The sequence below is a fragment of the Bacillus sp. FS02 genome (assembly GCF_024398395.1).
In the GTDB taxonomy this organism is placed as follows: Bacteria; Bacillota; Bacilli; order Bacillales; family Bacillaceae; genus Bacillus; species Bacillus altitudinis.
Genome location: NZ_CP074101.1, coordinates 138122 through 152527, shown reverse-complemented (window position 1 = coordinate 152527; position 14406 = coordinate 138122). Strand labels below are relative to the sequence as shown.

Sequence of the window (14406 nt, the reverse complement as noted above, 5' to 3'; positions counted from 1 at the left end):
CAACGGTGGTGAAGGAATGTGAAACAAATTAGCAGCAGATATACCATTGCTGTTCATATCTTGTCTTTTATTGCGGGTGTTTCAAAAGAGTGCACAGGGGATTTTATTGCAGAAAGTGTTAATTCAAATCCAGTCATTATCAGAAAAATGATGGCTATGCTCAAAAAGGCGGATCTCATTGAGATTCGCCGAGGAGTTGGCGGTGCTTCCTTAAAAAGGCCGGCAGAGGACATTACTCTACTAGATGTGTACCGGGCTGTGGATGTAAGCGAAGATGAAGAGTTATTTAACTTTCATCAACCAGTCATTGCATGTCCAATTGGTCAAGCCATGGATACGAGACTGCGGCAAGAACTTAAAGAAGCACAGTCCGCACTTGAGCATCACCTTAAACAAGTGACAATTAAGCAATTATTAATCGAGGCGGAGTAGAAAAAGCTCATACATAGAGCTTTTTCTACCCCTTCGTTGTAACCATTTCGATTATAACGAATGATCTGATGTAAGAAACCAGCTGCTTCATACATGAAACATCACCGTTGAACGAAAAATGAGGAGGTCAAATCAATGACATTATTAGTGACAGGTGCAACAGGACAACTTGGATCGCTCGTCGTCAAACATTTGCTCGCAAAAGTACCAGCTGAACAATTGGCGGTCAGTGTTCGAGATCCGCAAAAAGCAGTTCATCTAAAGGAAGCTGGGGTGGATGTGCGCAAGGGAGACTTCACACAGCCGGATACACTTCAATCAGCGTTTCAAGGGATTGATCGCCTTTTGATCATTTCGTCTGGGGATGGAGACCGCGTGAAGCAGCATATCAATGCCATCCAAGCAGCGAAAGCAGCGAATGTGTCATTTATTGCTTATACAAGTGTTGTCAATGCAAGAGAAAGTCAGCTTAACCTAGCACATGACCATGCAAAAACAGAAGAAGCAATTTTGGCCTCTGGCATACCTCATGTTTTTCTAAGAAACAATTGGTATGTGGAAAATGAAAAAGATACGATTCTGGCATCAGTGAACGGAGCGCCGTTTATCAGCCCAATTGGTGAAGGTAAAGTCGGCTGGGCAACAAGAAATGACTATGCAGAAGCAGCAGCAAATGCGTTAACACTGCCGGCACATGATCAGGAAATCTATGAATTGTCAGGACCGCTTCGCACACACACTGAACTTGCACAAATGGTCAGCAAAGTGAGCGGGAAAGAAATCAAAGTAGAGCACATGGATGTAGATACATTTGGAGAATTTTTAGCGTCAAATGGTGTACCGAAAGAAGCTGTTCCATTTGTCAAAGCGATGCAAAGCGGAATCCGCGATGGGGCATTAGCAGTCGAAAGCCATGATTTCGAAACCTTATTAGGCAGATCCTTAACACCTATCAAAGAAAAAATTCGTGAAATGATTTCAAAATAAATCTTCTCAATCGCCCTTAAAGGGCGATTTTTTTCATGGAGACTACATGTTTATATAAAAAATGATACATTGAAAGAGCTATTAATTATGTTGAAGAGGCATTTAATGACGCATGACGTAACCTATACCCGTAAGAGTTAACAATCTTTTAACATTGAAAATAGTTAAATAGTATCTATTTTTTCACATGATAATGTTGAAGTCTAATATTATTTATTGTAATATTAGATAATAATAGAAGGAGGTGGTAATTATGGTAAATATTAATGGTAAACATTCTAAAATCCTAGCCGCTTTTGGGATGGTCTTTTTATCTATTTTAGTGATGTTTGGAACTATTGGGTCACCAGTGAAGTATAATCAAAACGAATTTAGTAATTCTGATATCCAGACTATAGAAAAATCATCGTTAGAAGTGAACCTTGCCAAAATCATTAATAAATATAGTAAAAAGACTACTTGGAACCAGGCTCAAAAAAAGGCATCCAAAATTGTCAACATGGTGATGACGGGGTCTGACGTTGCTTCGGCAATATCTATAGTGTTAGGTGCCTTTTCATTTGGAACCATAACAGCTATCGCTTGGGCAGCAAGGATGTCATTAAAGTGGTATATCAAACGAAAAGGTAAAAAAGCAGCTGTTACATGGTAAGTAAAGAAGAGTAGTTATGATTCTCATAACTACTTCTTCTTTACTAATTACGTATAAGGGGAGCCGTGTGGTGAAAGGAATTTTAGTGGGCTTTAAATCATTCGTATCTGTATTATTTGAACCAGTATCTTTATTTAATAAATTAATTGAAAAACCTAAGAATTTTTATCCGTTCATTTTAATCATGCTAATCGGAATATTTTTAGTGCTATCCACCTCACAATTTTTAATACAGGAAATTTCTCACCTGTTTGAACTAGAAGACAAGTTGTCTAATTCAGCTATTATTATTGGTATTTTCAGTTTTATTATAAGTGGAGGATTACTTATAGAGTGGCTGATTCAAGCAATTGTCATCTATTTTATGGTATCACTGTTTTCTACTAAAACCCTGGAATTCAGAGCGGTATCCAGTATTATTGGTTATAGTTGGGTTCCTATAGCCATTAAGGTGTTTTCTTTCTCGTTATTAGTTATGTTTTCTGGGGAATTGTACGAGATTAAAGGATTTTCTGGTATATTAAAAGATACCGATAATTCTCTTTTAAACAGCTTTTTAAAAAATATAGATTTTTTTGTGATCTGGCAGTATATAATAATGTATTTAGGTGTGAAAATTTTGTTAAGGGATTCAAGTAAGTGGATATCAATAATGATTATCGCTTTCACCTTCTTACTAAACATAATTTTAAAAATAATTCCAGAGATTTTCACTTCATTTATGTAATTCTATAATCAGTTAGTAGGATGTGATGAAATGTTACGAAAAGCCTCACTTTCTTTTTTTGTTGCAAGCATTATTACAATAATAGTCATTTTGATTGAAGTTGGTATCCGTTCAGCAGTTGTTTCTCCATTTGTTCTACTTGATTCGAACAAAGATAACAATCCAAAAGTATTGATCTCCCATTCCCTTTATCAGGGGGATTTTTTATTAACCTATCAAAAAGGTCACTCCAAAGATCGATCAGAAGCAGCCTTTCAATTGGGGGGAAAGCAAATACATTTCACGGAGATTCCATCTAGGGATGGAATTAGCAAAATTGAAACTAACAAATTAATGAAAGATAAGGCAACAGTTTTTCTAAGAAGAGGTTTTGTACCTATTCATGATGATAAAATCAAGATGGAACAGGTATCGCAAAATCCTTTTTTCTCTAAATACAACCTAACGAATTTAACAGAAACTACTAAGGTCAAAACAGGTTTTAAGCATAATACCACATTTATTATATTAATAACCTTAATGGGAATTCTTTTTCCAGCTATGTTATTTTTATTTTTTAATCTTCATGAATCTATGAAAAACCTATTCACATTATTTATTCCCTTTGTTTTAGCCATTTTTCTTCCCTTGGGATTAAATTATTATTTCTTAATGGGATATGTGCTATCAATAACAGGCTCTTATGTATTAAGCATTATTCTCTCTATACTTGTACCTAGTTTCCTGTCAATTTTATTGACAGCTTATTCATTTGAGTATACTACAAAAGATACGTCTGAAGATTTAGAAGAAAATGAAGGCGCGTCAGGAAATTCGTTCTTAATGAATGTTAGGGAGCAAGTGGTTTTGTTAGGTGCTGCCACATTATCTTTGCTATATTTCGGATCATATTTATTACTTCCTTTGTCATTTCAAGCGAAGATCATGGATAACCTTTTTCTATTTTGTGGCTGGTACTTCGCCCTAATCATATTATTTATTTTTGGTTACTCAATCATTCAAAAAATAATAAACAAATATGAACTTTTAAATACGGAAGCATTCATGAATATTCGCAAGGATATTGAAAATAAGACAAACCAAAAGGTAAATATTTGGGTCAAAAAAGACTCTAAACAGGATGTGAATGCCTGGATATATTCTTTTAAACTCCCATTTAAAAGAAGAGTCGATGTGTATGTGACAGAAGGGTTGTTAGATAAGTTTGAAAAAGATGAAATTCGCGCCATCTTATACCATGAAATGGGTCATGCGAAGTTAAAACATGCGCATTATACCATGTTTCTAACTTTGATCGTAACATTATTTATGGGCATCAGTATGTATTATGCCAGACAGGTGATGCTTGCTAACGGATGGTGGCAATATGTTCTTATTTTCCCAGTAGGAGTAATTCTCATGATCTTTATTACGGAATGGTTGCCAAAGAAAATCAGCCGGTTATTTGAGATTCAGGCTGATAACTTTGCTGTTGCCCATCTTGAGAATAAAACACTGTATCTCAATACTTTGATTAAATTAAGCAGTCTTATTGAAGAAGAAGATGGAGATTATGGAAGAAAGTCTGAATGGCGTGAAAGTCACCCCTCTTTTGAAAAAAGAATTGAGAACATAAAGAAAACCAATTGAGTCAACAAGGTGATTATATGAAGATTAAACTGTACCACTCCAATTATAATTGGCTAAAACTATTTATAAAGAGAAATTTTCGGGTATTGAAGCTAGCTTTATTAGTTGTTTTTATTAGCTTTTTCGGTACTGTATTATTTTTATCGATTAACAATGATATGAACGCGACTACCATTCCCCTTAGTTATTTGGAGGAAGGATTAGTGATAGTGAGAATGATGTTTTTGCTGTTTGCTTCTCAATTTTTTCGCATAATTTCATTATCTTGCTGCCAGCGTTAATTGGGGTTTTTTCACTCGGTTTTTTATCAATAATATATGTTTCCTTACAAGGATATTTACTTGGAGTATCCATCTATAGCATCTCTCAAACAATGTCAATTTCAACTGTAATTAAATTCACAATATTTCATGGGATTTTTGAGATGATTGCTATAGCTCTAGTCACTGCATTTGCTATAAAACCTGCTGAAATAACGATTGAATCCATTCGTGGAAATCGGAAATTTATACAGAAGCAGGACTTAATAGATATGGTTGTCTTACTTACTATGTATATTATTTTTTTATTCGCAGCGTCATTGATTGAAGGATTGATACTCCTAAATATATGAAGATAGTTTTAAATATCATTTTGATGTTTAGAGGTAGATGGATATGAGAGAAATTTATTTGATTAACAAATATAAATTTAGAAGTATCTTAAACAGATTTTTGTATAACCATAAAAATGGGGAATGCATAGTGTTTATCTCCCATTTCTAGTAGGAAGTATCATCATCGCTGTTACTTTGACTATTGTTAATTTTTTTACTTCTTATACAGTTGAATTTATGCTTGAGAATTTAGAACCATTAACTAGAAAAGAGCAAAATGAATGGGCCTATAGACTATTTTCATTAATAATATTGTTCATTCTGACTAGCAATGTTTATTCTAATGTGTACCGTATGTTAGATCTTAAAGACTTTAAGTTACTATCTTCTATTGTTCCATCTGTTAATAAAATAATACTCAGTAAGTTAATTGGGCGGGAATTATTTAAACGTTTACTACTCTTCGTAATATTCGTGCTCTTTTTCATTCACATAGCCACAAAGCTGAACCTTAGTTTAGCAACTGGGATATTTTTATTTCTTTTTATAACTCCTATAATATTAATTGTAGCAACGTTAAAAATCTATATAGTGATGAAAATAATTTCTGCTAAAGTAAGTAAAAGAATTGGATTGAATTATAGCCTGTTTCTTTTTTTCACAAAAATAATAATAATTATACTCTTTTTTTCTGTTCTTTTTCCTTTTGTTGAATATATACCTAGTAGCTTGGTGAGGGAAAAATACTTATTAATTTACAACCATTATATTATCCAGTCTTTACTAGTATTCTTTAACCCATTTCATTTTATAAGTGATAAATGGACAATTCTCTCTATCTCCCTTTTTATAGGGATTTGTATTTGTTTGTTAATGGGTAAATCTTTAAAACATTTAGAAGTCTATACATATATTGTTTTTTTTCAGCGGAATAATTCCAATGTCTCTGGAACAGAGATAAGAAACAGTTTATTTAACTTGTATTTGTCCAGATTGCCTATGGTTCTAAAATACCTTAAATTTATTTCATTTTTAACAAGGAAAATTGTTGAAAAAGATTATAAACATTTTCAAAGAATCCAGATGTATAGATTTAATCAAACATTTTTATTAATTACCTTTCAATACATATTGATATTTATACCTTATTATCTTTTAGCCTCCAAAAATATTTCTTTTATAGAGGAAAATCATTTATCGATCTTTGCTATTCTCCATCTTTCAGGAGCCGTCATGGTAATCCATAGACTCTTTAATAGATTTTCGCCCGATTTTGAAGGTAAAAGTTTCGTTTACCTTTTACTTACTCCTGTGAGAGTAGAAGAAATTTGCTTAGCGAAGGTGCTTAGTTTGTTAGGAGTTGCACTGCCTTTTTCAATTATTGTTAGTTCAGCAACCTGTTTAGTATTTCACGTCAATTTCTTATTAATTCTTCCTTTAAATCTATTAACTACGGTTGTTACAATACTGATTGCTCTAGTCTCCAGTATTACCTTCCCGAATTATGGAAGAGAAACCTATCTGGATTTGCCTAGTACAAGGTCCAGTATCATGAGTAAATTTTTGTCGAGTTTATTTATTATCATTGGGAGTTTAATCATCATGCTCTCCAAAAATTCTTTGTTAACCGTAATATTATTTGCATGCATGGCATTTATGATTAGCTCAATACTCTTTCATTTATGCTGTAAAAAATTAACTAATTCGGAATTTAAAAACTTCGCATCTTTAAGTGAATTTAGTGAGTAAGGATGATTATATGTTAAATGTAGTGAATATTTCAAAGTCATATGACAATATACCTGCGATTAAAAAAATAAGTTTCCACATAAGTTCTGGTGAAATTTTAGGCTTATTGGGTTCAAACGGTGCGGGTAAAACGACAACTTTATCTATATTATCAGGATTAATGAAACCTGACAGCGGATTTGTAAGTTTATATGAAGTTGAGGATCCTAATGAATTTAAGTCACAGATTGGCTGTGTATTTGATGATTTAAGTCCCTATGATTATTTAACAGGTAGGGAATACGTAACCTTCATGGGTGAATTAAGAGGAGTTCCTTCTAATCAAATTGATCTTTTTATTTCCGAACTGTCCCAACTACTCTTTCTTGAAAGAAAAATTGATTTCTTAATCAAAACCTATTCAAAAGGTATGCGTCAAAAAATTATATTAATGGGTGCCTTAGTTCATAATCCGGTTCTTTTAATTATGGATGAACCATTTACAGGATTAGATCCAGAAAGCATAAAGGCGATTAAAGATTATTTAAAAGCCTTTACTAATAAAGGAAACTCCATAATCTTCAGTACTCATATACTTGAAGTAGCAGAAAAGTTATGTGACAGACTAGTAATAATTGAAAAAGGAAATTGTATTGCCACCGGTAGCTTGGAGGAAATAAGATTACAAGACAGTCAAATGAATGAAAATACTCATAGTTTAGAAGAAGTTTTTCATATGTTGACACATTCTTATAGTAATTTTAAAGAGTGATTGGTTTGAGAAATCACATAAAATAAACATCAAAACGCCCTTTTCATAGGGTGTTTTTTCATTTAGTCACACGAGCCATAAGTCCAGATTTTAGACAAATCCGTTCGTTGAAATTTCAGAAATTTGGGATTAAAATGAAATGAAGGTCCATTATTTAGTCATCAGATGACCAGACATAAATCAAGGTGCAGCAAAAGAAAGGAAGTTCGCCGATGAGAGTCAGTTTATTTGTCACCTGTTTAATTGACACGATGCAGCCACATGTAGGAAAGGCGACTGTTGAGGTATTAGAGCGGCTCGGTGTTGAAGTAGAATTCCCTGAAGCACAAGTGTGTTGCGGGCAGCCTGCCTTTAACAGCGGCTATACAAAAGAAACAATCAAAGCGGCCAAAAATATGATGAAAGCCTTTGAATCAGCTGAATATGTCGTCACACCATCAGGTTCTTGTAAGGCCATGTTTTTAGAATATCCGCATCTTTTTAAAGAAGACCGAGCGTGGTTCGCCCGTGCTCAGGCACTTGCTGCGAAAACATATGAATTAACGGAATTTATTGTTGATATATTACATGTAACAGATGTAGGAGCGAGTTTGAAAGGAAAAGCCACCTATCATACCTCCTGCCATATGACGAGACTGCTTAGAATTAAGGAAGCGCCTTTCACACTGTTGTCAAATGTCAAAGATTTGGTGATGGAACCATTGCCTCGCGCTGAAAATTGCTGCGGATTTGGAGGAACTTTTTCAATCAAAATGACACCCATTTCTGAGCAGATGGTTGATGAAAAAGTACAAAGCATAGAGGAGGCAGGCGCTGAATATATCATCGGTGCTGACTGTGGATGTCTGCTCAATATCGGAGGAAGGCTGAATCGTCTTCATAAGCCAGTTAAAGTGATGCATATCGCAGAAGTGTTGAATAGCCGCTGAAGCTAAGAGGGGGAACGGCACATGAGTATGAAAATTGGAGAGAAGGCTTTTAAAGAGCGGATCGGCGAAGGATTAGAAGACGCTGTGATGAGAGGAGCTGTTTCCTCAGCACAGGAGCGTCTGTATAAAAGGCGGATGACCGCAAGTGAAGAGCTTGGAAACTGGGAAAAGTGGCGTGAACTTGGAGAGGACATCAGGCAGCATACACTTGCCCATCTTGATGACTACTTATATCAATTAAGTGAGAACGTGAGTAGACGTGGAGGTCATGTGTTTTTTGCAAAAACAAAGGAAGAGGCATCGGCGTACATTCAAGATGTAGCACAAAAAAAAGCAGCAAAAAAAATCGTGAAATCAAAATCAATGGTCACAGAAGAAATTGAAATGAATGAAGCGCTAGAAGAGATTGGCTGCGAGGTAGTTGAAAGCGATCTTGGAGAATATATTCTTCAAGTTGATGACCATGAACCACCTTCACATATCGTGGCACCAGCCCTTCATATGACGAAAGAACAAATACGGGAAGTTTTTCATGAAAAGCTTGGATATGATATGTCAGAGACTCCTGAAGAAATGACCAAATTTGTAAGAGCTTTGTTACGAGAAAAATTTCTTCAAGCAGATATTGGTGTGACGGGCTGTAACTTTGCTGTGGCTGACACAGGATCGATTTGTCTTGTGACGAATGAAGGAAATGCGGATCTTGTCACGTCCATTCCAAAGACACATATCGCAGTCATGGGGATGGAGCGGCTTGTACCAACGATGGAGGAGCTCGATGTCCTTGTCGGTCTATTGTGCAGAAGCGCAGTCGGTCAAAAGTTAACAAGCTATATTTCTGTCGTGGGACCAAAAGGAGAAGGAGAGGTCGATGGACCAGAAGAGTTTCATTTGGTCATTGTGGATAACGGACGGTCAAATATATTAGGGACGGAATTTCAGCCAGTTTTGCAATGTATTCGGTGTGCAGCCTGTATCAATGTGTGCCCCGTTTATCGGCATGTTGGCGGTCATTCGTACGGATCAATTTACCCGGGTCCGATTGGTGCTGTTCTTTCGCCGCTACTTGGAGGATATGACGACTACCAAGAGCTTCCTTTCGCCTCAAGTTTGTGCGCAGCCTGTACAGATGCTTGTCCAGTGAAAATTCCACTTCACGAATTATTAATCAAACATCGACAAGTCATCGTTGAAAAAGAGGGGAGAGCGCCTAAAGCGGAAATGATGGCAATGAAAATGTTCGGAATGGGCGCATCCACTCCTAGAATGTATCGATTTGGAACAAAAGCAGCCCCTGTGCTCTTGAAACGTATGGCTTCAAACGGACAGATTTCAAAAGGTGCGGGTCCTTTAAAGAATTGGACAGAAATTCGTGACCTCCCAGCGCCAAGCAAAGAAAGGTTTCGGGATTGGTTTAAAAAGAAACAAAAGGAGGAGCGGCAATGAAAGGAACCATTTCTCATCGAGATCCATTTTTAGCACATATCCAGCAACAATTAGGCAAAAGCCCCTCCAAGCCTGCATCTATTCGGCGTCCGGTTTGGAAGCATCGAGTCAATTGGGAAACAAATGAAGGTCTGTCGAAAGAAGAATTGGTAGAGCAATTGAAGGTGCAATGTCAGCAAATTCATACGAGAGTGGTAGAAACAACGCCAAAAGAAGCACCCTCAACGTTACGATTATTGATGAAAGAGTATGGAGAAGGTCCTGTGATGACTTCGAGCGATAGACGTTTTGCACAATATGAATGTCATCCTATGTTTCAAGCCTTGCGGAAAGAAGGAATCTCAGTTACTAGCTGGAATGCAGATACATCAAGAGAAGAAAATATAAGGCAGGCAGAACAAGCGAAATATGCAGTGGTATTCAGCGATTACACACTTGCAGAATCCGGAACCGTTGTTCTTTCCTCCCATCAAGGTCAAGGGAGAGCACTTCATTTTTTACCGATGATGTATATCGTATGTATTGAAAAAAGCACAATTGTCCCGCGGATGATTCATGCTGTTTCAGCTCTTCATCGCCTAGTAGAAGAAGGAGAGCAGACGAAAGGTGCCATTCATTTTATATCAGGTCCAAGTAATTCTGCCGATATTGAAATGAATTTAGTCGTTGGTGTTCATGGGCCGGTGCGGGCTGTTTATGTATTAATAGATGATGAATAAGGGCTTTCGTGAAGAAAGCTTCAGCGTGTAGACAAACCCTCGCATTCGGTGTCAGTCCTGCGCTTCGGTGCTCACGAATGTTAAATTCGCTCCGCGCCGATGCTCGTCCTTCCTAGGGCTGCAAAGGTTTTCTATCACGCTGAAAAGAAGACAAAGGGCTAAAATAAAGTTCATTTTAGCCCTTTGTCAACAATCTGGGCTTTCGTGAAGAAAGCCTTTTTTATGTAAACATTCTTAAAATTCATCTTGCCTCTAGGCGAATAGTCATAGTAAGATGACGTCATACAAGATGAGAAGCTCATCTACTGCTGATGTAAAGGAAGCTGCTAATGGAAATGAAGACAAATGCTCCAAAGAAGTCGATTGCGGTGCCGCTTGTGATCTCCATCATTGCGATTTCGTTTTCGGCCATTATTGTGAAGTGGTCAAGTGCGCCTGCTGCTATTTTAAGTATGTATCGAATGATATTTGCGGCGGTTTTGATGCTTCCGTTTATTCTGCCGCGTCAAAAAGAGTTTGTCTCGTTAAAGCGGAGAGACTGGTTTTTCTTATGTATGTCAGGTTTCTTTTTAGGGCTCCATTTTGTTTTGTGGTTCGGCTCATTGAAGCTCACCACAGTGGCGAGCTCTACAATCATCATTGCACTTCAGCCGATGGTGTCATTATTAGGCGGATTTCTCATTTTTCGTGAACGAACAACGAAGTCAGCCATTTTCACAATGTGTGCGGCGATTGTTGGTGCGCTCATGATTGGATGGGGGGATATTGGACATAACCAAGACGCCATTATAGGAGACATTTTATCCTTTTTCAGTGTAATCGCTGTTGTTTGTTATTTATTAATCGGTCAACAAGCTGTGAGAAAGATATCTCATTGGATTTATAGTTTTTGTGTATTTGGTTTTGCCGGCCTTTTTTTAATTTTATTTAACCTTATACAGCAAACGCCTTTTGTAGGCTATTCGGGTAAAGAATGGGGGATTTTTTTACTGCTCGCCATTATCCCTACCATGTCCCATGTGATTAATAACTGGCTGTTAACCTATGTGAATGCGACAACTATTTCAATGAGTATTCTAGGAGAACCTGTTGGGGCAACGATACTCGCTGTTTTACTGCTTGGAGAGAAAGTCACGCTGCTGCAAATGTTCGGTGGTCTTCTTGTCCTTTTAGGTGTCTTTTTCTTTTTGATGCAGCAGCGACAAGGGATCGTAATGAAAACACAAAAATCCGGCTAACTCCCGGATTTTTTTACTCTTTTAAATGATTTTTTTCAATTACTTTGTTTCATCTAGCCTCGACTTTCTTCAATTCCACTTGTTTTCTTCTTATCATTCGAATCGCGATGACAACGATGGTCACGATCAATGCAATGAATAGAAGAGAAAATACTTGAAATACGATATCCCCAATGTTGAATGCAGTATTCGCTTCTTTAGGCATGTGTAACCCTCCTTATATCTATATATTACCATCATCAATAAAAGATTGAGATTTATCCATAATTTATCTATAATAGGTAAAATATCACTCATTAAAGGAGAACCATTATGAGAACTTTAGTCCTTTTACGAGGTCTCCCAGGTGCAGGTAAATCAACTTGGATCAAAGAACAAGGCTTAGAACCATATACATTATCAGCGGATCAGATCCGTCTGTTAACCCAGCCTCCGCAGTTATCAGTCAATGGGAAGCCGGAAATTTCAAGCAAACATGATCATAAAGTCTGGTCTTTATTATTTGAACTCCTCACAGCCCGAATGGAACGAGGAGACTTTACTGTCATTGATGCAACACATGTCACAAGTAAGTCCATTTCGCAGTATAAATCATTAGCTACTTCATATCGCTACAGAGTGTATGTCGTCGATTTTACGCAAGTGCCTCTTGCAACAGCCCTGCTGCAAAATCGCGGTCGAGAGCCGCACAAAGTAGTGAAGGAATCTGTGTTATATCAAATGAATGAACGGTTAAAGACAGAGAAGGTGCCTTCATGGGTAACCGTTTTGACGCCTGAGGAATATCCAGCCATTATGACGTATCAGCCCAGGTCTTTTGATCAGTATGAGGCCATTCACGTCTTCGGTGATATTCACGGCTGTTACACAGCTCTAAATACTTATTTGCAAGGAGACTTGAAAGAAAACGAGCTTTATATCTTTGCAGGTGATTTGCTTGATAGAGGAATAGAAAACAAGGAAGTTTTAGAATGGATGCTGGCACATAGAGAATGCCGCAATGTGATCGTCATTGAAGGAAATCATGATCAGCATCTTTACAAATATGCACATGAAGAAAAAGTGAGAAGTAATATGTTTAACCGTCATACTGCGCCTGAAATTGCGGAAGCAGGTTTTGACCTAAAAGAATTAAGGAAGTTTGTCAGAACATTTCATCAGCTCACCTATTTTACGTATCATGGTCAGACATTTCTTGTCACCCATGGTGGGCTTGCCCATTTGCCAGAAGAGCTTCTGCATGTCTCAGCGCAGCAGCTTATTCACGGAGTAGGTGAATATTCAGATGACATTGACCACTTATTTGTGCAAAATACTTCTGGATTAGATATCATTCAAATTCACGGTCATCGCAATTTATATAGACTGCCTATCCAAGCGGCGGAAAGATCTTATAATCTCGAAGGTCAGGTTGAATTTGGTGGACAGCTGCGGGTGTTAAAAATCACAGCAGGCGGGATTGAGACACATGAAATTGACAATCCTGTCTACAGAGCTTCTGAAAACAAGCAACCGGTCTTTGTTCAGCCCAATTTGACGCTGGATGATTTTTTAGCCCATTTAGATCAGCATGAATATGTACAGGAATTAAAGCTGCCACACGATATTTCATCTTTTAATTTCACCAAAAAAGCATTTAGTGAAAGACAATGGGATGAAATAAATGTCAAAGCAAGAGGGTTGTTTATCAATATGACTTCAAAGCAGATTGTGTCTAGAAGTTATAATAAGTTCTTTAATATTGATGAACGTCCTGAAACAAGAATGCAGCATTTAGTGAATCATCTTCAATTTCCTGTGACGGTCTATGATAAAGCAAATGGATACTTAGGCACGGTTGGGTTTAACGAAATAAAAGATGAGCTGGTGTTTACGTCCAAATCGTATACGTCACATGTGAAGCAAAATCAGCATGCTGCTTGGGTCGAAGAGCTATTTTATGCGACCTTTGACGATGTGCAGGTCGATTACATCAAATCATACGTACGTGACAACCATGTATCCCTTGTATTTGAAGTCATTTTGCCAGAGAAAGACCCGCATATTATCACATATGATCATGATCAACTCATTTTACTTGATATCGTGAAGCGTCAGCTGAGCTATGAAAAAGAACCATTTGCTGAAGTGAAAAGGCTCAGTGAACAGCTTGGCATGCGGTGCAAACAGCAAGTGGCAGTGTTTCATGATTGGACCTCTTTCTATAAATGGTATCAATCTGTATCACATGATGACACAATCAAAGAAGAAGGCTATGTCATTGAGGATAATAGCGGCTTTATGACCAAGTTAAAGCTTCCTTATTATCAATTTTGGAAGCAAATGCGATCCATTAAACAGCGTGTTGCAGATAAGCGCTCCACCCAAAAATATATGCAGGCTTTGCAAACAGCAGAGCAAGCAAGATTTTATACATGGCTACTCGAGCAAGATCCAGTAAACGTGAGAAACAGCTCAATCATTGAGCTGCGTTCACAATTTGAGCAAACGGAAGCGGGCCATTTGAATAATGACGGAATAAATGCATAGTATAACAAAGAGTCTTTTCTAGA

General features: G+C 37.1%; 13 protein-coding genes. 12 read left to right on the top strand and 1 reads right to left on the bottom strand.

Annotated features, from left to right (window positions below; all coding sequences use genetic code 11):
- Positions 1-18 precede the first annotated feature (18 nt).
- From KFQ09_RS00755 to KFQ09_RS00710, 11 genes are all read left to right on the top strand, one after another.
- Positions 19-432 (top strand): Rrf2 family transcriptional regulator, encoded by a 414-nt coding sequence (locus KFQ09_RS00755; protein ID WP_035700902.1) that lies wholly within the window; start codon positions 19-21, stop codon positions 430-432.
- 135 nt (positions 433-567) lie between these two features.
- Positions 568-1419: an SDR family oxidoreductase gene (locus KFQ09_RS00750; protein ID WP_255835939.1), complete on the top strand. Its 852-nt coding sequence runs from the start codon at positions 568-570 to the stop codon at positions 1417-1419.
- 253 nt (positions 1420-1672) lie between these two features.
- A complete protein-coding gene (locus KFQ09_RS00745; protein ID WP_048003389.1) occupies positions 1673-2071 on the top strand; it encodes an uberolysin/carnocyclin family circular bacteriocin in 399 nt (132 codons plus the stop codon).
- A 70-nt stretch (positions 2072-2141) separates the two neighbouring features.
- Positions 2142-2798, top strand: coding sequence for a YIP1 family protein (locus KFQ09_RS00740; protein ID WP_048003390.1), 657 nt, complete (start codon positions 2142-2144; stop codon positions 2796-2798).
- Positions 2799-2828: 30 nt separating this feature from the next.
- A complete protein-coding gene (locus KFQ09_RS00735; RefSeq protein ID WP_048003391.1) occupies positions 2829-4427 on the top strand; it encodes a M48 family metallopeptidase in 1599 nt (532 codons plus the stop codon).
- 265 nt (positions 4428-4692) lie between these two features.
- Positions 4693-5040 carry a stage II sporulation protein M gene (locus KFQ09_RS19505; RefSeq protein ID WP_370648308.1) on the top strand — a complete coding sequence of 116 codons (348 nt, stop codon included), beginning with the start codon at positions 4693-4695 and terminating at the stop codon, positions 5038-5040.
- A gap of 1741 nt (positions 5041-6781) precedes the next feature.
- Positions 6782-7522 carry an ABC transporter ATP-binding protein gene (locus KFQ09_RS00730; protein WP_048003394.1) on the top strand — a complete coding sequence of 247 codons (741 nt, stop codon included), beginning with the start codon at positions 6782-6784 and terminating at the stop codon, positions 7520-7522.
- 212 nt (positions 7523-7734) lie between these two features.
- Positions 7735-8451, top strand: a complete 717-nt coding sequence (locus KFQ09_RS00725; RefSeq protein ID WP_007499377.1) for a (Fe-S)-binding protein — start codon at positions 7735-7737, stop codon at positions 8449-8451.
- 21 nt (positions 8452-8472) lie between these two features.
- Positions 8473-9897 carry a LutB/LldF family L-lactate oxidation iron-sulfur protein gene (locus KFQ09_RS00720; protein WP_255835938.1) on the top strand — a complete coding sequence of 475 codons (1425 nt, stop codon included), beginning with the start codon at positions 8473-8475 and terminating at the stop codon, positions 9895-9897.
- Entirely contained in the window at positions 9894-10616 is a 723-nt protein-coding gene (locus KFQ09_RS00715; RefSeq protein WP_046343613.1) for a LutC/YkgG family protein, read from the top strand. Before KFQ09_RS00720 ends, KFQ09_RS00715 begins: the two co-directional genes overlap by 4 nt.
- Positions 10617-10945: 329 nt before the next feature.
- Positions 10946-11854: a DMT family transporter gene (locus tag KFQ09_RS00710; protein WP_017359593.1), complete on the top strand. Its 909-nt coding sequence runs from the start codon at positions 10946-10948 to the stop codon at positions 11852-11854.
- 49 nt (positions 11855-11903) lie between these two features.
- Here the strand turns inward: KFQ09_RS00710 and KFQ09_RS00705 are convergent, their stop codons facing one another.
- The gene (locus KFQ09_RS00705; RefSeq protein WP_017359592.1) at positions 11904-12059 is read right to left on the bottom strand and encodes a hypothetical protein; all 156 of its coding nucleotides are present in this window, start codon (positions 12057-12059) and stop codon (positions 11904-11906) included.
- 107 nt (positions 12060-12166) lie between these two features.
- On the opposite strand from KFQ09_RS00705, the gene KFQ09_RS00700 reads away from it, so the two are divergent.
- Positions 12167-14383 (top strand): RNA ligase, encoded by a 2217-nt coding sequence (locus KFQ09_RS00700; RefSeq protein WP_144684272.1) that lies wholly within the window; start codon positions 12167-12169, stop codon positions 14381-14383.
- Positions 14384-14406 lie beyond the last annotated feature (23 nt).